This is a genomic window from Streptomyces sp. NPDC007856 (assembly GCF_042868225.1).
In the GTDB taxonomy this organism is placed as follows: Bacteria; Actinomycetota; Actinomycetes; order Streptomycetales; family Streptomycetaceae; genus Streptomyces.
The window spans coordinates 642961-663712 of sequence record NZ_JBIAEC010000002.1; the positions used below are offsets into that span (position 1 = coordinate 642961).

Annotated in this window: 19 protein-coding genes and 1 pseudogene; 12 read left to right on the top strand and 8 right to left on the bottom strand. The window is 70.7% G+C overall.

Annotated elements, in window-relative coordinates; genetic code table 11:
• Positions 1-95 precede the first annotated feature (95 nt).
• Entirely contained in the window at positions 96-1007 is a 912-nt protein-coding gene (locus ACFYOH_RS07430; protein WP_388622106.1) for a helix-turn-helix transcriptional regulator, read from the bottom strand.
• 101 nt (positions 1008-1108) lie between these two features.
• Here ACFYOH_RS07430 and ACFYOH_RS07435 point away from each other — a divergent pair, with 101 nt between their 5' ends.
• From ACFYOH_RS07435 to ACFYOH_RS07445, 3 genes are all read left to right on the top strand, one after another.
• The gene (locus ACFYOH_RS07435; RefSeq protein ID WP_388622108.1) at positions 1109-2536 is read left to right on the top strand and encodes an MFS transporter; all 1428 of its coding nucleotides are present in this window, start codon (positions 1109-1111) and stop codon (positions 2534-2536) included.
• Positions 2537-2672: 136 nt separating this feature from the next.
• Complete coding sequence (locus ACFYOH_RS07440; RefSeq protein ID WP_228620312.1) at positions 2673-2897, top strand: hypothetical protein; 225 nt, start codon at positions 2673-2675, stop codon at positions 2895-2897.
• Positions 2898-3047: 150 nt separating this feature from the next.
• Positions 3048-3548 carry a hypothetical protein gene (locus tag ACFYOH_RS07445; protein ID WP_388622111.1) on the top strand — a complete coding sequence of 167 codons (501 nt, stop codon included), beginning with the start codon at positions 3048-3050 and terminating at the stop codon, positions 3546-3548.
• Here the strand turns inward: ACFYOH_RS07445 and ACFYOH_RS07450 are convergent.
• From ACFYOH_RS07450 to ACFYOH_RS07460, 3 genes are all read right to left on the bottom strand, one after another.
• Positions 3529-4125, bottom strand: coding sequence for a TetR family transcriptional regulator (locus tag ACFYOH_RS07450; RefSeq protein WP_388622113.1), 597 nt, complete (start codon positions 4123-4125; stop codon positions 3529-3531). The genes ACFYOH_RS07445 and ACFYOH_RS07450 overlap by 20 nt on opposite strands.
• Positions 4126-4151: 26 nt before the next feature.
• Positions 4152-5162: an aldo/keto reductase gene (locus tag ACFYOH_RS07455; RefSeq protein ID WP_388622115.1), complete on the bottom strand. Its 1011-nt coding sequence runs from the start codon at positions 5160-5162 to the stop codon at positions 4152-4154.
• A gap of 171 nt (positions 5163-5333) precedes the next feature.
• Positions 5334-6716 carry a glycine--tRNA ligase gene (locus ACFYOH_RS07460; RefSeq protein ID WP_388622116.1) on the bottom strand — a complete coding sequence of 461 codons (1383 nt, stop codon included), beginning with the start codon at positions 6714-6716 and terminating at the stop codon, positions 5334-5336.
• Between the two features lie 184 nt (positions 6717-6900).
• Between ACFYOH_RS07460 and ACFYOH_RS07465 the strand changes: the two genes are divergently transcribed.
• The 4 genes from ACFYOH_RS07465 (at position 6901) to ACFYOH_RS07480 (ending at position 10025) form a co-directional block, all read left to right on the top strand.
• Positions 6901-7860 (top strand): metal ABC transporter substrate-binding protein, encoded by a 960-nt coding sequence (locus ACFYOH_RS07465; protein WP_388622118.1) that lies wholly within the window; start codon positions 6901-6903, stop codon positions 7858-7860.
• Between the two features lie 11 nt (positions 7861-7871).
• Complete coding sequence (locus ACFYOH_RS07470) at positions 7872-8642, top strand: metal ABC transporter ATP-binding protein (protein ID WP_388622120.1); 771 nt, start codon at positions 7872-7874, stop codon at positions 8640-8642.
• Complete coding sequence (locus ACFYOH_RS07475) at positions 8642-9544, top strand: metal ABC transporter permease (protein ID WP_388622122.1); 903 nt, start codon at positions 8642-8644, stop codon at positions 9542-9544. The genes ACFYOH_RS07470 and ACFYOH_RS07475 overlap by 1 nt, the downstream gene beginning before the upstream one ends.
• Positions 9545-9608: 64 nt before the next feature.
• Positions 9609-10025 carry a Fur family transcriptional regulator gene (locus tag ACFYOH_RS07480; RefSeq protein WP_388622124.1) on the top strand — a complete coding sequence of 139 codons (417 nt, stop codon included), beginning with the start codon at positions 9609-9611 and terminating at the stop codon, positions 10023-10025.
• Between the two features lie 5 nt (positions 10026-10030).
• Here ACFYOH_RS07480 and ACFYOH_RS07485 read toward each other — a convergent pair whose 3' ends face one another.
• From ACFYOH_RS07485 to recO, 4 genes and pseudogenes are all read right to left on the bottom strand, one after another.
• Positions 10031-10567 (bottom strand): YcxB family protein, encoded by a 537-nt coding sequence (locus tag ACFYOH_RS07485; protein WP_388622126.1) that lies wholly within the window; start codon positions 10565-10567, stop codon positions 10031-10033.
• Between the two features lie 31 nt (positions 10568-10598).
• A pseudogene (locus ACFYOH_RS07490) lies at positions 10599-11929 on the bottom strand (histidine-type phosphatase).
• A gap of 40 nt (positions 11930-11969) precedes the next feature.
• On the bottom strand, positions 11970-12821 hold the full coding sequence (locus tag ACFYOH_RS07495; protein WP_388622128.1) for an isoprenyl transferase: 852 nt from the start codon (positions 12819-12821) through the stop codon (positions 11970-11972).
• Between the two features lie 18 nt (positions 12822-12839).
• The gene (recO, locus tag ACFYOH_RS07500; protein WP_132783564.1) at positions 12840-13586 is read right to left on the bottom strand and encodes a DNA repair protein RecO; all 747 of its coding nucleotides are present in this window, start codon (positions 13584-13586) and stop codon (positions 12840-12842) included.
• A gap of 497 nt (positions 13587-14083) precedes the next feature.
• Here recO and ACFYOH_RS07505 point away from each other — a divergent pair, with 497 nt between their 5' ends.
• From ACFYOH_RS07505 to ACFYOH_RS07525, 5 genes are read left to right on the top strand one after another with little or no spacing between them, the layout of a single operon-like run.
• Positions 14084-15718, top strand: a complete 1635-nt coding sequence (locus tag ACFYOH_RS07505; protein ID WP_388622130.1) for an ABC transporter substrate-binding protein — start codon at positions 14084-14086, stop codon at positions 15716-15718.
• A 4-nt stretch (positions 15719-15722) separates the two neighbouring features.
• Positions 15723-16679, top strand: a complete 957-nt coding sequence (locus ACFYOH_RS07510) for an ABC transporter permease (RefSeq protein ID WP_388622132.1) — start codon at positions 15723-15725, stop codon at positions 16677-16679.
• Positions 16679-18652: a dipeptide/oligopeptide/nickel ABC transporter permease/ATP-binding protein gene (locus tag ACFYOH_RS07515; RefSeq protein WP_388622134.1), complete on the top strand. Its 1974-nt coding sequence runs from the start codon at positions 16679-16681 to the stop codon at positions 18650-18652. Before ACFYOH_RS07510 ends, ACFYOH_RS07515 begins: the two co-directional genes overlap by 1 nt.
• On the top strand, positions 18649-19653 hold the full coding sequence (locus tag ACFYOH_RS07520; RefSeq protein ID WP_388622136.1) for an oligopeptide/dipeptide ABC transporter ATP-binding protein: 1005 nt from the start codon (positions 18649-18651) through the stop codon (positions 19651-19653). Before ACFYOH_RS07515 ends, ACFYOH_RS07520 begins: the two co-directional genes overlap by 4 nt.
• 1 nt (position 19654) lies before the next feature.
• Positions 19655-20581, top strand: a complete 927-nt coding sequence (locus ACFYOH_RS07525) for a dihydrodipicolinate synthase family protein (RefSeq protein ID WP_388622138.1) — start codon at positions 19655-19657, stop codon at positions 20579-20581.
• Positions 20582-20752 lie beyond the last annotated feature (171 nt).

Genomic DNA, 20752 nt, shown 5'->3' on the forward strand with positions numbered 1-20752 from the left:
CGGGTGCGGCGCCGTTATGGCCGGTCGCGCCCACGCGGCGGAGCCGCACATCGATACGGCCCCGCGCCCCTTCGGGGCGAAGGAGGGCCGCCTCCTCAGGATGCTCTGGCGGCCCCGGCAACGGCCCCGCGGGCGATGTCGTGGAGCCTCTCCAGGCGCTCGCGGGTCTGCTCGTCGGCGGGGGTGTACGTCACCATGCGGGCGCCCTGTTCGGGGCCGAGCCACAGGTCCGTGTGCTCCAACTTGAGGTGGCCCACATGGGCGTTGAGGAACTCCTTGGTCTTGGTGCGGGCGGCGACGACCTCGTAACGCTCCCAGTTCTCACGGAAGTCGGGGGACTCCGTCTGCAGGCGCTTCAGCAGCATCTTCCAGGCCGGCTCGCCGAGATGGCCGGCCATGGACGCGCGCAGGCGGGCGGCCATCAGGCGCTGGGTCTGCTCCAGGTGGACGACCGAGGACTGCCAGTCCTTGTTCGTGTACGTGAGGAGGATGCAGTTGCGGTCCTCCGCCGGTATCGCGTCCAGGTCGCCGAGGAGGCGGCCGTAGGTGAGGTTGTAGGCGAGGATGTCGTACCGGCTGTTCTGGATGCAGGCCGGGATCGGCTCCAGTTGGCGCAGCATCGCGCGCAGGGCCGGGGTGACGCTCGGGCAGCTCGCGGCGGGCGTCGGATCGATGGCGCCGGCCAGCTGGAAGAGATGGGCGCGTTCGCTGGCGTCCAGCATCAGGGTGCGGGCCAGGGCGTCCAGGACCTGCACGGAGACCTGGATGTCACGGGCCTGTTCGAGCCACGTGTACCAGGTGACGCCGACCGCGGAGAGCTGGGCGACCTCCTCCCGGCGCAGTCCCGGGGTACGGCGCCGGGCCCCGCGCGGCAGGCCCACCTGCTCGGGGCCGATGCGCTCGCGGCGGCTGCGCAGGAAGGCGGCCAGCTCGTGCCGCCGGATCTCCGAGCCGCGGAGCGTCGGCTGAGTGGCGGGCGTCCTGCGGTCCGTGGCCATGGTGGTCATGGTTCCAGGGTGCCTGCCCCGTCATCCTGTTGCCAGGTACTTCTTGTACCAGGATGAGGACACTCTGGTACCAGTCTGTGCGGCGGCGCAGGCTCGGGGGCATGAGTGAAACCGTCACCATCCCGGCCGTCCGAACGACGGCCGCACCACCCGCACTCGGCGGGCCCGGGCTGTTCACCGTACTGCTGGCCGCGGCACTGCCGCTCGTCGATTTCTTCATCGTCAACGTCGCCCTGCCGACCATCGGCACCGACCTCGCCGCGAGCGAGGCCGTGCTGGAGCTGGTGGTGGCCGGGTACGGCGTCGCGTACGCCGTGCTGCTGGTGCTCGGCGGGCGGCTCGGCGACCTGTTCGGGCGGCGCCGGCTGTTCCTCGGCGGAATGGCCGCGTTCGGACTGACCTCGCTGGCCTGCGGGCTGGCGCCCGACGCCTGGAGCCTGGTCGCGGCGCGGGTCGCGCAGGGCGCCTCGGCCGCCGCGATGCTGCCGCAGGTGCTCGCCACCATCCAGGCCACCACGCGCGGCGCGCGCCGCGCCAGGGCCATGAGCCTGTACGGGGCGACCGCCGGACTGTCCATGGTCGCCGGGCAGATACTCGGCGGGGTGCTCGTCGCCGCCGATGTCGCCGGCACCGGCTGGCGCGCGGTGTTCCTCGTCAACGTACCCGTGGTCGGCCTCGGCCTGCTCCTCGCCGTGCGGGTCGTACCCGAGACCCGGTCGCAGCACCCCGAGCCCGTCGACGGGCCCGGCACGGTCCTGCTGGCGGCGTCCCTGCTGACGCTGCTCGCCCCGCTCACCGAGGGCCGCGCCGCGGGCTGGCCGCTGTGGACGTGGCTGTCGCTGGCCGCGTTCCCGTTCGCCGCCGGCGCCTTCTGGGCCGTGGAACGGCGGGCCGACCGGGCGGGGCGGACCCCGCTGGTGCCGCCGAGCCTGCTGGCGCTGGCCTCGCTGCGGCGCGGTCTGATCCTGATCCTGCCGTTCTCGATCGGCTTCAGCGGGTTCATGTTCGTCATCGCGCTGGCCCTGCAGAAGGGCGCGGGACTCGGTCCGGTGGCGGCCGGGCTCGCGCTCGCGCCGATGGCCGTGGTGTTCCTGTTCACCTCCCTCGCCGGGCCCCGGCTGACGGCCCGTCACGGCACCCGGGTCGTCACCGCCGGCTCGGTGATCCAGGGGGTGGGCGTGCTGCTGATCGTGCTGGCCGCCTGGCGGGACTGGCCGCACCTGGACTTCGGCTCGCTGCTGCCGGGCGCCGCCGTGGCCGGTGCCGGGCAGGCGCTCCAACTGCCCAATGTCTTCCGGATCGTGATGTCCGAGGTGCCGCCGGCCCGGGCCGGTGTCGGCAGTGGTGTGATGGTCACCACGCAGCAGTCCGCGCTCGCCCTCGGCGTGGCCACGCTCGGCACCCTGTTCCTCACCCTCACGTCGAGCATGGGCATGCGGGACGCGCTGGTCATCACGCTGCTGGTGCAGTTGGCCGGGGTCGTGCTGACCGGGCTGCTCAGCCTGCGGCTGCCGCGCGAGGTCGGCTGAGCCGGGGCCGGGCCGGGACGACTCCGGCCACGGCTTGGACAACTCCACGTGAAGCTCCCCCTGTTGATGTTCGTCTTGCTGCACACTCCTGTCCCGGCCGGGGTGTGCCACAGGAGCCGAGGAGACGTGAGGCGTCATGCCGCAGGGCAACAGCACGAGCAAGGTCAGCCGCTGGGACCAGCACGGCCGGGAGCACGTCGTCCGGGTCCAGCGCACGGGGGTGCAGCGCACGATCAGATGCGACACGTGCGGCTGGCGCAGAGGCGCCCAGTTCCTGCCCTGGCTGAAGGCGGAGGAGCATCTGGCCGAGGCTCATCAGGCGACGGTCGATCCGGCGGCGGACCGGCAGCCCTCCCGTTGAGCACGGGGGTCGGCGAAGTCTCCGAATATCCGCACTGACCTGCGCATATGCCTGCTCCGGGGGCCGGTTACACAGCGTCTCGAGTGGCCGACGGAGCGAAGTCGGGTCAGCCTGGGATACGTCCGATCGAGCGATCGACAGGAGATGAACATGACCTCCGTACTCCGCCACCACCGCTACGGCCGCACGCTGGGAGCCGGCGTCCTTTCCGTGGCGCTGCTCTCCGGCGGTACGACCGGAGCCTTCGCCGCGACCCACGCGCCGAGCCCCACCCCCTCCCCCACCATGACCCGCAGCGGCATGCCGACCGCCAGACCCTCGATGACCCGCAGCGGCATGCCGACCATGCGGCCGTCGCGGATGCCGAACGCGATGGGTTCGATCACCGTCGCGGCCAACCACCGGGCCGTCAAGGTCGGCAACACCGTGGTGTTCACCGGCCGGGTCAGGGGCGTGAAGTCCGGCTCCACGCTGGTGCTGCAGCACCTGCGCAACGGCAAGTGGATCTCGCTCAAGTACACGGGGATCGTCAACAAGAACGGCACCTACACCATCAAGCGGACGTTCACCGACAAGGGCACCCACCATGTGCGGGTGGCGACCAAGTCCGGCACGCTCCACTCCTCGCCGGTCACCGTGAGGGTGAGCTGAGTCCCCGTATGAGCAGGTCCACGACGGCCGTGAACTCCTCGTCGACACCGGGAGCGGTCCATTCCCGGGCGTGACAGGGGTCGTGGAAACGGCCGGTGGCCTGGAAGACGGCTCGTGCCGCGGCGGCCGGGTCGGGCACCGGGAAGGTGCCCGACCCGGCCCCGTCCGCGATGATCCGGGTCAGCTGTCCGGTCAGGTCGGCGATGTGCTCGCCGACCGCCGTGCCGTTCTCGTCGACGAGCACCGTGTAGGTGGCGAAGAGTTCGGGGTCGTCGCCCGCCTTGTGCCGCTTGGCCTCGAACAGCGCCGCGAGCCAGGCCCGCAGCCGCTCCTCGGGAGCGCCGTCCGCCACGGCGATCCCGGCGAGCTTCGCCGACGTCCGGTCCAGCCAGCGCTTGGTGACGGCCTCGCGCAGCGCCGCCTTGGTGCGGAAGTGCCGGTAGACACTGCCATGGCTGACGCCGAGCGCGCGGGCCACGTCGACCACGGTGGCCTTGGCCGGGCCGTGGCGGCGCAGCACCTCCTCGGTCGCTTCGAGGATGCGCTCTGCGGTCAGGGTCTCGGTGGGCGGTGCCATGCCCTAGACCGTACCTGGAGCCATGGTCAGCGCTCGCTGTCGAGGTGTGCCATCTGCGCGGTCGGGTAGCGGTCGCCGGCCGCCGCGTCCGCCGGCACGGCCTCCTCGATCGCCGCCAGGTCGGCCGCGTCCAGGGTGACGTCCAGCGCGCCCAGCGACTCGCCCAGCCGCTCGCGGGTGCGGGCGCCGACCAGCGGCACGATGTCGTCACCGCGGGAGAGCACCCAGGCGATGGCGATCTGCGCGACCGTGACGCCCTTCTGCTCGGCGATCTTGCGCAGGGCCTCGACCAGGTTCAGGTTGTGCCGGAGGTTCTCGCCCTGGAAGCGGGGCGAGTGGGCGCGGAAGTCGTTCGCGGCCAGCTGCCGGTCGCGGGTGAAGTGACCGGAGATCAGGCCGCGGGACAGCACGCCGTACGCCGTGATGCCGATGCCCAGTTCACGGGTGGTGGGCAGGATGTCACGCTCGATGCCCCGGCTGATCAGCGAGTACTCGATCTGCAGGTCGGCGATCGGGGCGGTGGCGGCGGCCCGGCGGACGGTCTCGGCGCCGACCTCGCTCAGGCCGACGTGCTGGACGTACCCCTTCTCGATCAGTTCGGCGATCGCGCCGACGGTCTCCTCGATCGGCACGTCGGGGTCGATGCGGGCGATCCGGTAGACGTCGATGTGGTCGACGCCGAGGCGCTGCAGGGAGTAGGCGGCGAAGTTCTTCACGGCGGCGGGGCGGCCGTCGTAGCCGCTCCAGTTTCCCTCCGGGTCGCGCAGGGCGCCGAACTTCACGCTGGTCAGGGCCTGCTCGCGCAGGGCGGCCGGGGCGGTGCGCAGAGCCTCGCCGATCAGCATCTCGTTGTGCCCCATGGCGTAGAAGTCGCCGGTGTCCAGCAGGGTGACGCCCGCTTCCAGGGCGGCGTGGACGGTCGCGATGGACTCGGCGCGGTCGGCGTCGCCGTAGAGGGCGGACATGCCCATGCAGCCGAGGCCGAGGGCGGAAGTGTCGGGGCCGGTGGTTCCGAGGGTCCGGGTGCGCATCGTCATGGCTTCACTGTTGCATGACAGCTGACAGATTTCAATATCTGTCAGCTCAACTTTGCCATTCGAGTAGATCGCGGCCTGCCAGTCCGGGGGTGCCTGAACGCAAAAGGCCCACCCACCCGGCCGATGGTTTCGGGCGGGTGGGTGGGCAAAACGGCCGAAGCGCCGCAGGCCTCAGCAGCCAAGGAGGCGCTGGGCCAGGTACCCCTCGATCTGGTCCAGCGACACGCGCTCCTGCTTCATCGAGTCGCGCTCACGCACCGTGACGGCATTGTCGTCAAGCGTGTCGAAGTCGACGGTCACGCAGTACGGCGTACCGATCTCGTCCTGACGCCGGTACCGGCGACCGATCGCGCCGGCGTCGTCGAACTCGATGTTCCAGTGCTGACGCAGCGCCTGAGCGAGGCCCTTGGCCTTCGGGGACAGCTCGGGGTTGCGGGACAGCGGCAGCACGGCGGCCTTCACCGGCGCCAGCCGGTGGTCCAGGCGCAGTACCGTCCGCTTCTCCATCTTGCCCTTGGCGTTCGGCGCCTCGTCCTCGACGTAGGCGTCGAGCAGGAAGGCCAGCATGGTGCGGCCGACACCCGCCGCCGGCTCGATGACGTACGGGGTCCAGCGCTCCTGGGCCTCCTGGTCGTAGTAGGCGAGGTCCTGGCCGGAGGCCTTGGAGTGGGCACCGAGGTCGTAGTCGGTCCGGTTGGCGACACCCTCCAGCTCGCCCCACTCGCTGCCGCCGAACTGGAAGCGGTACTCGATGTCGGCGGTGCGCTTGGAGTAGTGGGAGAGCTTCTCCTTCGGGTGCTCGTACCAGCGCATGTTCTCAGTCCGCAGACCCAGGCCGGTGTACCAGTTCCAGCGCTGCTCCATCCAGTACTCGTGCCACTGCTCGTCCTCGCCCGGCTTGACGAAGAACTCCATCTCCATCTGCTCGAACTCGCGGGTGCGGAAGATGAAGTTGCCGGGCGTGATCTCGTTGCGGAAGGACTTGCCCATCTGGGCGATGCCGAACGGCGGCTTCTTGCGCGAAGCGACCTGCACCTGGGCGAAGTTGGTGAAGATGCCCTGGGCGGTCTCGGGGCGCAGGTAGGCGACCGAGCCGCTGTCCTGGGTCGGGCCGAGGTGCGTCGACAGCAGGCCGGAGAACTGCTTGGGCTCGGTGAACTGGCCCTTGTTGCCGCAGTTCGGGCAGTTGATGTCGGCCAGGCCGTTCGCCGGGGCGTGACCCTTCTTCTCCTCGTACGCCTCTTCCAGGTGGTCGGCGCGGAACCGCTTGTGGCACGAGGTGCACTCGGTCAGCGGGTCCGTGAAGGTGGCGACGTGGCCGGAGGCGACCCAGACCTCGGGGGCCAGGATGACGGACGAGTCGATACCGACCACGTCCTCGCGCGACGTCACCATGTAGCGCCACCACTGGCGCTTGATGTTCTCCTTGAGCTCGACACCCAGCGGTCCGTAGTCCCAGGCGGCACGCTGTCCGCCGTAGATCTCACTGCACGGGAAAACGAAGCCACGGCGCTTGCTCAGGCTGACGATGGTGTCGATCTTGTCGGCGGCCACGGTGCTCTCTTCATTACGACGACGGGCGTTGAAGCGAGATGCTTCCAGCGAATGATTCAGGTTACCGGCGCAGGCTCCCCCCGGACCAAATCGGCCCCCTCCCCGAGCCGCTCCCCCGGGCTCTCACCGGCCGCTTACCGGCACTTATTGACAACGGTTTCCATGTTTGTTGAAAATGACTGTCATGAACGTACGACGACGCCTGATACCCGCCGCCGCGATCACCGCCGTGACCGCCCTCGGCCTCGGTAGCCTCACGGCCTGCTCCGGCGACAGGGCGGAGGCTGCGAACACCGGCAAGTTCGACGTCGTCGCGTCCTTCTACCCCATGGCCTTCCTCGCCGACCGGATCGGCGGGGACCACGTCCACGTCACCAGTCTCACCTCCCCCGGCCAGGAGCCGCACGACCTGGAGCTCAGCCCCCAGCAGATCGCCTCGCTCCAGGACTCCGACGCGGTCCTGTACCTGAAGAACCTCCAGCCCTCCGTCGACGACGCGGTGGCCCAGTCCCCGGTCGGGACGAAGATCGACGCGGCCTCCCTGACCACGCTGGAGGAGCACGGCAACGAGGTCGGCGGCCACGCCGCCGCGCACGACACCCACCAGGGCGAGGAGAAAGGCGCCAAGGACCCGCACATCTGGCTCGACCCGGTGCGCTACGCCCAGGTCGCCGAGGGCGTCGGCAAGGCATTCGAGAAGGCCGACCCGAAACACGCGGCCGACTACCGGAAGAACACCGCGGCTCTCGTCAAGCAGCTGACCGACCTGGACCAGCAGTTCAAGAGCGGCCTCGCGCACACGAGGACCAAGGTCTTCATCACCACCCACGCCGCCTTCGGCTATCTCGCCGAGCGCTACGGCCTGACCGAGGAGGCCATCAACGGCCTGGACCCCGAGTCCGAGCCCAGCGCCGCACGAGTGAAGGACCTGGAGACGATGGCCAAGGCCGACGGCGTCTCCACCGTCTTCTACGAGACGCTCGTCAGCGACAAGACCGCGAAGACCATCGCGCACGACGCGGGCCTGAAGACCGACGTGCTGGACCCGATCGAGGGCATCACGGCCAAGTCCCGCGGCAAGGACTACTTCTCCGTCCAGGAGGCCAACCTCAAGGCCCTCCAGCAGGCCCTCGGATCGAAGTGAGGGGACACGAGATGACCAGCGAACCCGTCATATCCCTGCGCGGGGTCACCGCCGAACTCGGCGCCCGCCCCGTGCTCCGGGGCATCGACCTCACGGTCCACCGCGGCGAGGTCGTCGCGCTGCTCGGCGCCAACGGCTCCGGCAAGTCCACGGCGATCCGCACGATCATCGGCCAGGTCCCGCTCAGCGGCGGCGCGATCGAGCTGTTCGGCACCCCGCGCCGCGCCTTCCGCGACTGGGCGCAGGTGGGCTACGTACCGCAGCGGACGACGGCCGCGGGCGGCGTACCCGCGACCGTGACCGAGATCGTGTCGTCCGGGCGCCTCTCCCGCACCCGCTTCGGCGTCTTCCGCCGGAGCGACCGGGAAGCCGTGCACCGGGCCCTGGAGCTGGTCGGGATGGCCGACCGCGCCAAGGACTCGGTGAACGCCCTGTCCGGCGGCCAGCACCAGCGCGTCCTGATCGCCCGCGCCCTCGTCGCCGAGCCCGAACTGCTGATCATGGACGAGCCGATGGCCGGCGTCGACCTGGCCAGCCAGGAAGTGCTCGCCCGCACACTGAGGCAACAGGTCGACGCCGGTACGACGGTCCTGCTCGTGCTGCACGAACTGGGCCCCCTGGAGCCCCTGATCGGCCGGGCGGTCGTACTCAGGGACGGCTGTGTCCTCCATGACGGCCCGCCACCGCCGGCCGTGGGCCAGCATGCGCTGCCCGGCCACGACCACGTACACCCGCACGCACCGGCGGGTTCCGAATCTCCGCGGACGGGGCTGCTGAGCTGATGGACTTCCTGAACTACGACTTCATGCAGCGGGCGCTGCTCGCCGCCGTCCTGGTCGGCGTCACCGCGCCCGCGATCGGCATCTACCTGGTCCAGCGCCGCCAGGCCCTGCTGGGCGACGGCATCGGCCATGTGGCCATGACCGGCGTCGGCCTCGGCTTCCTTCTCTCCACGTCCCCCATATGGATGGCGACGGCCGTCTCGGTCCTCGGCGCGGTCCTGATGGAACTGATCCGCTGGTACGGCCGCACCCGCGGTGACATCGCCCTCGCGATGCTCTTCTACGGCGGTATGGCCGGCGGTGTGCTGCTGATCAACCTCGCGCCGGGCGGCTCCACCGCGAACCTGACGTCGTACCTGTTCGGCTCCCTCTCCACGGTGTCGCCGTCCGACGTGACCGCGATCTGCGCACTCGCCGCCCTCGTGCTGCTGGTCACCCTCGGCCTGCGCCGCCAGCTGTTCGCGGTCAGCCAGGACGAGGAGTTCGCCCGGGTGACGGGCCTGCCGGTGCGCGCGCTCAACCTCCTGACGGCGGTGACGGCGGCGGTCACGGTCACGGTGGCCATGCGCGTGGTCGGCCTGCTGCTGGTGTCCGCGCTGATGGTGGTGCCGGTGGCGGCGGCGCAGCAGCTCAGCCGCAGCTTCACCGCCACGTTCGTGATCGCCGTGGCCATCGGGGTCGCCGTGACCGTCAGCGGCACGGTCACCTCGTACTACCAGGACGTTCCGCCCGGCGCGACGATCGTGCTGCTGACCATCGCCGCGTTCGTCGCGCTGACGGTCCTGGCCACACCGCTGGCCCGCCGACGCGCCCGCGCGGCGGCCGCCGCACAGCCCGCCGGGGATCCGGCAGAGTGCACGATTCCGGCCACCCGGCCGGCCGGGGACGAGATCATCGTCTGACCGCCCGAGGGCCCGGGCTGGCACAATGGCCGCCCGGGCAGAAGCGAGACGTGAGGAGACGACGGTGACGACCGCTGGACCGCCCGTGAAGGGCCGCGCGACCCGCCAGCGTGCAGCCGTGGCGGCGGCCCTGGACGAGGTCGAGGAGTTCCGCAGCGCGCAGGAACTGCACGACATGCTCAAGCACAAGGGCGACTCGGTCGGCCTGACCACGGTCTACCGCACCCTCCAGTCCCTCGCCGACGCCGGCGAGGTCGACGTCCTGCGCACGTCCGACGGCGAGTCCGTCTACCGCCGCTGCTCGACCGGTGAACACCATCACCACCTCGTGTGCCGCGCCTGCGGCAAGGCGGTGGAGGTGGAGGGGCCGGCCGTGGAGAAGTGGGCGGAGGCCATCGCCGCGGAGCATGGTTACGTCAACGTGGCGCACACGGTGGAGATCTTCGGTACGTGTGCGGACTGCGCCACGCAGGCCGACTGAGGTTCTTATACCCGGCGGATGTTCCGGTCCAGGATCGCCCGCAGCCGGTCGATGTCCGCCGGGTCGGCCAGGCCGCTCTTCGGCAGCATGGTGAAGGTGAGGGCGTTCTTGTCGTCGCTGAGGAGCACGAACACGCGCGGCGTCTCCCGGTAACGGGGCTGTACGGCCCAGGCGACCGAGGCCGTGGTGTGGTCGGTCGTCACCGTCACGCCCTGCCCCGTCACCGTCACCCGGAACAGGCCCCGCCCCACGGCGACCCGCTGGAAAGCACGCGCCTGCAACCAGGGAGACAGCGCCATCACCACGGCGGCCATGACGAAGCCCGCCAGGAGGCCGGGCGAGGAGTTACGGCTCCCGGTCACGAGTGACCCGATCTCCACGAGGGCGCCGAACCCCCAGAGGAACGGCAACCACCGGTAGATCCACCCCACCCGGCTCACCCGCTGCCGCGCACGCAGCGCCGAGGTGACGTCCTTGACCTCCGGCCGGTATCTCAGTTCCACGACGTCCTGCACGGCACCCCGCCCCATGTCCATGACCATGAGGCGGGATCGTACAGGCCCGTGCCGTCGGTCAGTTCCGCCCGAAGCAGCGCTCCAGTTCGTCCAGGTCGTAGAAGGCGCTGCCCTCGGCGATCGGGCGGCAGCCCGCCCTGAACGGCGTCTCCCGCTCGTCGTAGAGCATGCGGACGAGGTAACGGCCGTCCTTCTCGTACACGTCCCACTGGATGTTCGCCCCCAGAGGCGCCACCGACGCCCCCCGCCAGGGGTTGTCGGCGTAGGTGTACGGCTCCCCCGGCGTCGCCGGCCTCGTGCTGCCCGGCAGGCCCATCAGCGCGGCCAAGGGGATGATCTCCTCGGCGTGGGTGAAGCGCACTCTGCGCCGAGGTCGCTGGTGCCGGCGCGCTTGGCCTCGACCTGCTGGAAGAAGTCGTCCAGGAGGACGCCGGCCATCTTGTAGGTGATGTCGCTGTCGGAGAACCCCGGACCCTTCTCGTAGAAGTCCTCCGCGTCGGAGAGGTAGCCGAACCACGCCGCGTCCGCGTGCGAGAGGTAGCGGTCCATGTCCCAGCCCCTGCCGTCCGGGTCGGGGCTCTCCTCGGTCATCGCCGGTGCGATGGCGTACAGGTCGTAGACGGCCTGTACGGCGCCCACCTGGTCGGTGAGGCCGGCGATGAAGGGTTCCTTGAAGATCCGGCGCAGGACACCGTGCGCGGCCTCGTGCGTCCTCGGCTGGTCGGCGATCGCGTTCAGCGTGTCCTTGAGGCGCCGGTCGTTCGCGATGTAGTCGCGGTAGGCGGCCCCGCCCGCCGCCTTGTGGAAGTACAGCAGGTCCTTGTCGGTGCGGGTGGGACCGATCAGCGGCTTCAGCGCGGGGTCGGCGGCGGCCAGGGCCCCGGTGTACTCGCCCGCGCTGTCCACCGCCCGCCCCTGCCCGGAGCTGACCACGTCGATCTTCTCGCCCCGGTCGGCGATGTCCTCGAACAGGCTGGGCAGCCGCTGTGCCATGCGCGTCGCGGTGTCCCGCATCTCCTGCCGGCCGCGCCCGCTGAGGTTGCCGTACCCCACCTTCTCCATGGCGGCCGTGAGCGCCCGCACCGTCGGCCCGAACTCCTCACCCGTACCGGTGAGTTGGCCTTCGGCCTGCGCCTTGTCCCACAGCCCGAGGATCAGCTCGCCGTCCTCGCTGCCGGTCGCCGCACGGGAGCCGTGCCGGGAGACGCTCTCGGTGAAGACGGCGGTGTAACCGGCCGGGGGCCGCTGGTAGGTGTGCGCGCTCTGCTCGGGCTCGTACGGCGCCTTGGTGCCGTAACTCTCGCGGTGCGCGGGGCCGTCGGCGGCGTGCGCGGGTAACGCGGTGAGCAGGAGGGCGCCGAGGGCGAGGACAGGCGTGAGACGTCTCATGAACCCCGCATCCTCGGCGACCCGCGTGAACCGCCGGTGGCTACGAGATGGACTCGTCGCCCTTCATGGCGGCCTCCATGGCGAGGAGTTCCTCGTTCGGGACGGCGCCGCCGAACCGCCGGTCGCGGGAGGCGAATTCGACACAGGCCCGCCACAGGTCACGGCGGTCGAAGTCGGGCCACAGCACGTCCTGGAAGACCATCTCGGCGTACGCGCTCTGCCAGAGCAGGTAGTTGGAGGTGCGCTGCTCCCCGCTGGGCCGCAGGAAGAGGTCCACGTCCGGCATGTCCGGGTAGTACAGGTACTTCTGGATGGTCTTCTCGCTGACCTTCGCCGGGTCCAGCCGCCCCGCCGCGACATCCTCGGCCAGCGCCTTCGCCGCGTCGGCGAGCTCGGCCCGGCCGCCGTAGTTCATGCAGAAGTACAGCGTGAGCAGGTCGTTGCCCTTGGTCTGCTCCTGGGCGACCTGCAGCTCCTTGGCGACCGACTTCCACAGCCTGGGCATACGGCCCACCCAGCGCACCCGGATGCCCAGCTCGTCGAGCTGGTCACGCGTCTTGCGGATGAAGTCGCGGTTGAAGTTCATCAGGAAGCGGACCTCGTCGGGGGAACGCTTCCAGTTCTCGGTGGAGAAGGCGTAGAGGGAGATGTTGCGGACGCCGATCTCGATCGAACCCTGGAGGACGTCGAGGACGCGCTCGGCACCGACCTTGTGCCCCTCGGTCCGCGGCAGCCCCCGCTCCTTCGCCCACCTCCCGTTGCCGTCCATGACGATGGCCACGTGGTTCGGGACCAGCTCGCCGGGGAGCTTGGGCGCGCGGGCACCGGACGGGTGCGGCTCCGGCGCCTTGTACTCGCGCCGCTGGCGCCCCAGGATCCCGCGTACGACCATGTGCTTCTCGTCTCCCTCTTACTTCTCGACGTACCTGAGCGAACGCAGCCCGCGCTCCAGATGCCAGTGCAGGTATGCGGACACCAGCCCGCTGCCCTCGCGGACGTAGCGCGCCTCGCACGCGTCCGCCGTCTCCCAGTCTCCCGTAAGCAGCGCCCCGAGGAGTACCAGGGTCTGGGGCGACGGTACGACACTCCCGGGCACCCGGCAGTCGGCACAGACGGAACCGCCCGAGGCCACGGAGAAGAAACGGTTCGGACCGGGCATCCCGCACTTCGCGCAGTCACCGAAACTCGGGGCGTACCCGTTGACGGCGAGGGAGCGGAGCAGGAAGGCGTCGAGGACGAGGTGGGGCGCGTGCTCACCCCGGGCGAGCGTCCGCAGCGCGCCGACCAGCAGCAGATACTGCTGGACGGCCGGCTCCCCCTCGTGATCGGTGAACCGCTCGGCGGTCTCCAGCATCGCCGTCCCGGCGGTGTAGCGGGCGTAGTCGGTCACGATCCCGCCGCCGTACGGCGCGATGGTCTCACTCTGCGTACACAGCGGGAGCCCGCGCCCGACCAGCTCGCTTCCGCGCGCGAAGAACTGCACGTCGACATGGGAGAACGGCTCCAGCCGGGCCCCGAACTTCGACTTCGTCCGCCGCACGCCCCGGGCCACGGCCCGGACCCGCCCGTGACCGCGCGTGAGCAAAGTGATGATCCGGTCCGCCTCACCCAGCTTCTGGGTGCGCAGCACGATGCCGTCGTCGCGGAACAGACTCATGGACACCATTCTCGCCCAAGCGCTCCCCCGCCGATGCCGTTAAACAATATGTTGAAGGTGGGCAGCGACACGATGTGGGAAGAAGGTGCAGACCGTGCCGCTCGACGGCTTCACTCCATGGCCCGAGGACGCCTCCCTCGCCTACCGCCGCGCCGGCCTACTGGCAGGGCCGTCCCCTGCCCGAGCTGCTGCACGCTGGACCGCCGGGTGAGCCGGATGGCGGCCGGCCTGCGGCTGCGCGGCGTCGAGCCCGGCAAGCGCGCGGTGGTCCAGCCGCCGAGCACTCCCGAGTTCGTCGTCGCGGTGTTCGGGCCCGGCACAGGTCGACCGCCAATGGTGCAACCTCTGGCGGCTCGCCCATTCGTGTGCGCCGCCTTGACCGCCCCCACGCCCGCTCCTATGGTCGCGCTACCGACCGGACGTAGGACGTAGGACGTCGTATCTCCCAGCCCCGCCCCTCCTCCTCCCCCTCCCCCCAACGACTTGCTGGAGGACCCGTGCGCGACGACGTGAACCCCGACGTACCGGCACCGCGCCGCCGGTCGTTCCTCAAGTACTCGGGTGCGCTGGGCGCGGCCGCCGTTCTTCCGCCCGTGCTGGCGGGTTGCTCCGCGGGACCGCAGTCCACGAACGACACCGGGAGCGGCGGCAGCGGCAAGAACCGGACGCTGACCGCCGTGATCGGCTACGGCAACGACGGCAGCTGGGATCCGACGCAGACGGCGTCGGCGTTCTGCATGGCCGCCAACAACCATGTCTACGAGGGACTGCTGGACACCGATCCGATCACCCGGGTGCCCTATCCGGCGCTCGCCACCGAGGTGCCGAAGGACCCGAAGGCCACCGTCTGGCGGTTCACCCTCCGCTCGGGCGCGACCTTCCACGACGGCAAGCCCGTCACCGCCGACGACGTCGTGTTCGTCTTCGACCGGATCCTCGATCCGAAGACCCAGACGCTCGCCAAGGGGTTCTTCGCCGGCTGGCTGAGCGGCGTCCGTAAAGTCGACTCGCGCACCGTCGACCTCGTCCTCAAGTTCCCCTTCCCCGACGGGCTTTCCCGCCTCACCCTCGCCAAGATCATGCCGAAGCACGTCTTCTCCAAGCCCGGCGCCTGGGACGACGCCATCAAGGGGCTGGCCGTCGGCTCGGGGCCGTACCGGCAGACCGCGCACCACCCGAAGTCCAACACCACCTTCGAGGCCTTCGCCGCCTACAACGGGCCCCGCCCGCCTGCCTTCAAGCGCATGAACTGGCTGACCATCGTGGATGCCGCTCCGCGCGTCGCGAAGATCTCGGGGAGCGATGCGGGGGCGCAGATCGCCGACAACATCCCCTACGCCAACATCGCGCGGCTGCAGCAGGGGGGCCTGAGAGTCGCCGGTGGCGCCGGGATGAACAACCTCTTCCTGATGTTCAACACCCAGCACAAGCCCTTCGACGACGTACGGGTGCGGCAGGCGCTGCACTACGCCATCGACACCGAGAAGATGGTGCGGGTCGCCCTCAAGGGGCACGGCAGGCCGGCCTCCTCGTTCCTCAACGAGGGCAACCCGGCCTACCGGCGGGCCAAGACCGTCTACGACTACGACCCCGGCAAGGCGAAGGCCCTGCTGAAAGCCGCCGGGGTCAGCGGCCTCAAGGTCAACATCCTTGCCGTGAACGTCAGTTGGATCGTGGACTGCCTGCCGACCATCAAGTCCTCCTGGGACGCGATCGGCGTGGAGACCACCCTGGCGCCGCAGGAGACCACGGCCGTGTTCACCAAGATGGACCAGAAGCAGGACTATCAGGTCGTCGCCGCGGCCTCCAACCCCAATCAGTTCGGGCTCGACGCCGATCTGATCATGCACTACAACTACGGGCCGCAGAACCTGTGGATGGGGTACACCCGGTGGGCCGACAACCCCGTCGCCAGGCAGCTCTTCAAGGACATGGACCGGGCGACCCGGGAGCCGGATCCGGAGAGGAAGAAGGCGATCATCCAGGACTACATCGACGTCGTCGCCGAGCAGGCCGTGCTGTACCCGGTCGTCCACAACGAGCTGATGACCGCCTGGGATCCCCGGAAGCTCACGGGTATAAGGGCGCAGCCCTACCCCGGCATCAACGTCCTCCAGGCCAAGTGGGTCTGACGACATGACGGCCGTCGTACGGATCCTGCTCCGCCGTATCGCGCTGCTCGTGCCGCTGATGCTCGGGATCGTGCTGTTCGTGTTCCTGGTGATGCGGTTCTCCGACGTCGATCCCGCGTCCGCGTTCTTCCAGGGCGCCGATCCGACCCCGCAGCAGTTGCATGACTTCCGGGAGCGGAACGGCCTGCTCGATCCGCTGCCCGTCCGGTACGTCCACTTCGTCGGCGATCTGCTCCACGGCGACCTCGGCACCAGCGCCCTGACCCGCGCGCCGGTGGTCGACCAGGTCACCACCGCGCTGCCGCTCACCCTCCAGCTGACCTTCCTCGGGCTCGCCCTCGCGGTGGTGCTGGCGCTGGCGGGTGGGGTGACGGCGGCCGTGTACCGGGACCGGATCCCGGACCAGGTCATCCGGGTGGTCTCGCTCGTCGGGGTGGCCGCACCCGGCTTCTGGCTGGCGCTGCTGATGATCCAGTACCTGGCGGTGGACCGGGGCTGGTTCCCGACCGGCGGCTACATCAACCCGGCCGACTCGGTCACCGGCTGGCTGAGGACCATGACGCTGCCCGCCTGCGCCCTCTCCCTGCCGGTGGCCGCGCAGCTGACGAGGATCGTGCGGACCTCGGTGGTGGAGGAGCTGGACAAGGACTATGTGCGGACGGCGATCGGGAGCGGGCTGCCGCCGTGGGTCGTCGTCGGGCGGAACGTCCTGCGCAACGCCCTGGTCAATCCGCTGACCGTGCTCGGGCTGCGGGTCGGCTATCTCCTCGGCGGTGCCGTGGTCATCGAGACGATCTTCTCGCTGCCCGGCATGGGCAAGCTGATGATCGACGCCGTGCAGAACGGCGACCCCGCGGTGGTGCAGGGGGTGGTGCTGACGACCGCCACCGGGTTCGTCGTCGTCAACCTCGTGATCGACATTCTGTATCTGCTGGTCAACCCACGTCTGAGGGCGGGCTGATGGTCACGCGCGCGAGTCTTGCCGAGCGGCTCTCCCGGCCCGGCGGCGTGCGGCTGCGGGGCTGGCGCCGGCTGCCGCTGCTGTCGAAGGTCGCCGTCTGTTTCCTGACCCTGGTCATCCTCGTCGCCGTACTCGCCCCGCTCCTCGCCCCCGACGATCCGCTCGACCAGCAGGACCCGGTCGGCGGCAGCGGGCATCCGTCCGCCGCGCACTGGCTGGGGCAGGACAGCCTCGGCCGGGACATCCTGAGCCGGCTGATGTACGGCGCCCGGTGGTCGCTGGCGATCGGGCTGGGAGCCACCGCGCTCGCCCTGGTCGTGGGTGCCGTCATCGGGGCGGTCGCGGCCACCTCCCGCAAGGCGGTCGACGAGACGCTGATGCGCTGCCTGGACGTGGTGATGGCGTTCCCCGGGATCGCGCTCGCCGCAGTCCTGGTCGCGGTCTTCGGCGGCGGGATCGGCGTGCTGATCTGTGCCATCGCCTTCCTGTTCACGCCGCCCGTGGCCAGGGTCGTACGGGCCAACGTCCTCGATCAGTACGGCGAGGACTACGTCACCGCGGAACGGGTGATCGGCGCCCGTACGCCCCATATCGTGGCGCGGCACGTGGCCGTCAACTGTGCCGCCCCGGTGTTGGTGTTCTGCACGCTGCAGGTCGCCGAGGCGATCGTGTTCGAGGCGTCGCTGTCCTTCATCGGCGCCGGGGTGCGGCCGCCGGACCCGTCCTGGGGCAGTGTCATCGCCGACGGCAAGAACATGGTGCTGACCGGGGGCTGGTGGGCGACCGTCTTCCCCGGACTGCTGATCCTGCTGACCGTGCTGTCGTTGAACATCCTCTCCGAGGGTGTGTCCGACGCGTGGGCGGCGCCGGCCGCCCGCGACATGGAAACCGCCGAGGACCGGTTGGAGAAGGCCGCGCCCGGTGAGGTGCCGCACCTGCCCGGGCTGACCGAGGCCGCCCGGCGGCTGCGGTCCCGGGCCCGGCCGCTGCCCGACCGGAGCGGGCAGCCGGTGCTCGCCGTGGAGAACCTCACCATCGGCTTCCCGTACCGGCACCGGGGCGTGGACATCGTCGCCGGGGTCAGCTTCGAGGTGTACCCGGGTGAAGTGCTCGGTCTGGTGGGCGAGTCGGGCTGCGGGAAGTCGCTGACCGCGCTGACCGTCATGGGACTCCAGCCGAGGGACACGCGGATCGGCGGCCAGGTGCGGTTCCGGCAGCGGGACCTGCTCGCCGAGCCGATGCGGGCCAGGCGGCGACTGCTGGGGCACGAGATGGCGATGGTCCACCAGGACGCCCTGTCCTCGCTGAACCCGGCGATGACCATCCGCGCGCAGCTGAAACAGCTCGTCCGGCGCGGGGGCCGGCGTAGCCCGCGCGAGCTGCTGGAGCTGGTCGGCCTGGACCCCGAGCGGACCCTGCGCAGCTACCCGCACGAGCTGTCCGGCGGGCAGCGGCAGCGCGTGCTGATCGCTATGGCGCTGTCCCGCGAGCCGCGGCTGATCGTCGCCGACGAGCCGACGACCGCCCTGGACGTCACCGTGCAGGCCCAGGTGATGGAGCTGCTGCTGCGGCTGCGCGAAGAGCTGGGGTTCGCGCTGATCCTGGTCTCGCACGATCTGGCGCTGGTCGCCGATGTCACCGACCGGGTGGTGGTGATGTACGGCGGGCAGATCGTGGAGAGCGGGGTGACCGCCGACCTGGTGGCGGCGCCGGCCCACCACTACACACGCGGGCTGCTGGGCAGCGTGCTGTCGCTGGAGTCGGCCGAGGAACGGATGACGCAGATCAGGGGGGTCGTACCGTCCCCTGCCGACTTCCCGGCGGGCTGCCGCTTCGCCGACCGCTGCCCACTGGCGAGCGAGGTGTGCCACGCGCACGCCCCCGTCCTCGCCGGTACGGCCACCCACACGGCCGCCTGCCATCACCCGGCGGTGGACCTCACGTCGGCGGAGAGCGAGGAGGCGCTGCAGTGACCGCTGTCGTCGAGGTGCAGGACGCCCATGTGGTGCACAAGGCCCGTAGCGGCGGGCTGCTGCGCCGGGACCGGGTGTACGCGCTGACCGGCGCCGGCCTCACCGTGGCCGCCGGGGAGACGGTGGGCGTGGTCGGCGAGTCGGGGTGCGGGAAGTCGACGCTGGCGCGGGTACTGGTCGGCATCCAGCGGCCGGACTCCGGCACGGTGGCGTTCCGGGGCCGTGACCTGTGGACGATGCCGCCCGCCGAGCGCCGGGCCACGGTCGGTGCGGGCGTCGGGATGGTCTTCCAGGACCCGTCGACCGCGCTCAACCGGCGGCTGACCGTACGGCGGATCCTGCGCGACCCGCTGGACGTTCACGACCGCGGCACCAGGGTTGAACGGGAGGACCGGGTAAAGGAGTTGATGATATTGGTGGGGCTCCCCCGGGCGCTGGCCGACGCGCTGCCCGGGCAGCTCTCCGGCGGGCAGCGGCAGCGCGTCGCCATCGCCCGCGCGCTCGCCCTGGACCCGGCGCTGGTCGTCGCCGACGAGCCGACCAGCGCCCTGGACGTCTCGGTGCGCGCCCAGATCCTGAACCTCCTGCTGGACCTGAAGGAGCGCCTCGGCCTGGCCCTGGTGTTCGTCTCGCACGACATCCAGACGGTACGGCGGATGAGCGACCGGGTGATCACCATGTACCTGGGCCGGATCGTGGAGGAGACCCCGGCCGACCGGGTCACCGACGGTGCCCGGCACCCGTACACCCGCGCCCTGTTCTCCGCCACGCCCGGCCTGCTGGACCCCATCGACCCGATCCCGCTGACCGGTCCGGTGCCCTCGGCGACCCGGCCGCCCAGCGGCTGTCCGTTCCGCACCCGCTGCTGGAGGGCGGACGGGTTGTGTGCCGAGGCGATGCCGGACTTCTCGGCCGCGTCAAGCCCCGGACACCGCTATCGGTGCCACCATCCTGTCGAGGAGGAGGAACCGATCCGCGACCCAGCACGCCAGGAGCCCTGACATGCCCTTCCCCACCCCGCTCACCGGTGTCGTCCCGCCCGTCTGCACGCCCCTGACGCCGGAGCGCGAGGTGGACGTGCCCTCGCTGCTCGGTCTGGTCGACCATCTGGTGGAGGGAGGGGTGCACGGACTGTTCCTGCTCGGGTCCACCTCCGAGGCGGCGTTCCTCACGGACCGGCAGCGCAGGCAGGTCGTGGAGGCGGTCGTGGCCCATGTGGGCGGTCAGCTGCCGGTCCTGGCCGGCGCCATCGACATGACCACGCCGCGCGTCCTGGACCACGTCTCGGCGGTGACGGCGGCCGGAGCGGAGGCGGTGGTCGTCACCGCGCCCTTCTACGCCCGCACCCACCGCTCCGAGATCGTCCACCACTACCGCAGGATCGCCGCCGCGTCCGAGGTGCCGGTCATCGCCTACGACATTCCCGGCGCCGTGCACACCAAGCTCCCCGCCGACGTGGTGCTGGGTCTCGCCGCCGACCGGGTGCTGGCCGGGATCAAGGACTCCAGCGGGGACCTGGCCGCCTTCCGCGAGATCGCCACGGGCGCCCGTGTGCACCCCGGGTTCAGCGTGCTGACCGGCTCGGAGCTGATCGTGGACTCCGCGCTGGCGCTGGGTGCCGACGGCGCGGTGCCCGGGCTGGCCAACGTCGACCCGCACGGGTACGTCCGGCTGTACCGGATGTGCCGTGCCGGGGACTGGGAGGGGGCGCGGGTGGAGCAGGAGCGGCTGTGCGCGCTGTTCGGGATGGTCACGGTCGGGGACCCGGCGCGGATGGGCGGCAGCTCGTCGGCCCTGGGCGCGTTCAAGGCCGCACTGCATCTGCGGGGCGTCATCGACTGCCCGGTGACGGCCGAGCCGCAGGTGCCGCTGTCGGGCGAGGAGGCCGAGCGGGTCGGGAAGTTCTTGGCGGCGGCCGGACTTCTCTAGGGCCTTGGCCCTGTCGTCAAATTCCCGTCGTCCGCCCGCAGGGTGGGCTCGGCGGCGTCTGGTGCGTGCGATCGCAAGGCGCGGAGCGCCCTCGTGGCGGAGCCACGTGGGCGGTTCGGCAACGCGGCAAGCGTGCGTGCCAGACGCCGCCGAGCAGGCGGGAATTTGACG

Coding starts and splice junctions, on each gene's coding strand:
- ACFYOH_RS07440 (WP_228620312.1), top strand. CDS start 2,673: ATGCCGCAGGGCAACAGCACGAGCAAGGTCAGCCGCTGGGACCAGCAC.
- ACFYOH_RS07485 (WP_388622126.1), bottom strand. CDS start 10,567: ATGGTCATGGACATGGGGCGGGGTGCCGTGCAGGACGTCGTGGAACTG.
- ACFYOH_RS07495 (WP_388622128.1), bottom strand. CDS start 12,821: ATGGTCGTACGCGGGATCCTGGGGCGCCAGCGGCGCGAGTACAAGGCG.
- ACFYOH_RS07465 (WP_388622118.1), top strand. CDS start 6,901: ATGAACGTACGACGACGCCTGATACCCGCCGCCGCGATCACCGCCGTG.
- ACFYOH_RS07455 (WP_388622115.1), bottom strand. CDS start 5,162: ATGACGATGCGCACCCGGACCCTCGGAACCACCGGCCCCGACACTTCC.
- ACFYOH_RS07450 (WP_388622113.1), bottom strand. CDS start 4,125: ATGGCACCGCCCACCGAGACCCTGACCGCAGAGCGCATCCTCGAAGCG.
- ACFYOH_RS07475 (WP_388622122.1), top strand. CDS start 8,642: ATGGACTTCCTGAACTACGACTTCATGCAGCGGGCGCTGCTCGCCGCC.
- ACFYOH_RS07435 (WP_388622108.1), top strand. CDS start 1,109: ATGAGTGAAACCGTCACCATCCCGGCCGTCCGAACGACGGCCGCACCA.
- ACFYOH_RS07470 (WP_388622120.1), top strand. CDS start 7,872: ATGACCAGCGAACCCGTCATATCCCTGCGCGGGGTCACCGCCGAACTC.
- ACFYOH_RS07510 (WP_388622132.1), top strand. CDS start 15,723: ATGACGGCCGTCGTACGGATCCTGCTCCGCCGTATCGCGCTGCTCGTG.
- ACFYOH_RS07515 (WP_388622134.1), top strand. CDS start 16,679: ATGGTCACGCGCGCGAGTCTTGCCGAGCGGCTCTCCCGGCCCGGCGGC.
- ACFYOH_RS07525 (WP_388622138.1), top strand. CDS start 19,655: ATGCCCTTCCCCACCCCGCTCACCGGTGTCGTCCCGCCCGTCTGCACG.
- ACFYOH_RS07430 (WP_388622106.1), bottom strand. CDS start 1,007: ATGACCACCATGGCCACGGACCGCAGGACGCCCGCCACTCAGCCGACG.
- recO (WP_132783564.1), bottom strand. CDS start 13,586: ATGAGTCTGTTCCGCGACGACGGCATCGTGCTGCGCACCCAGAAGCTG.
- ACFYOH_RS07445 (WP_388622111.1), top strand. CDS start 3,048: ATGACCTCCGTACTCCGCCACCACCGCTACGGCCGCACGCTGGGAGCC.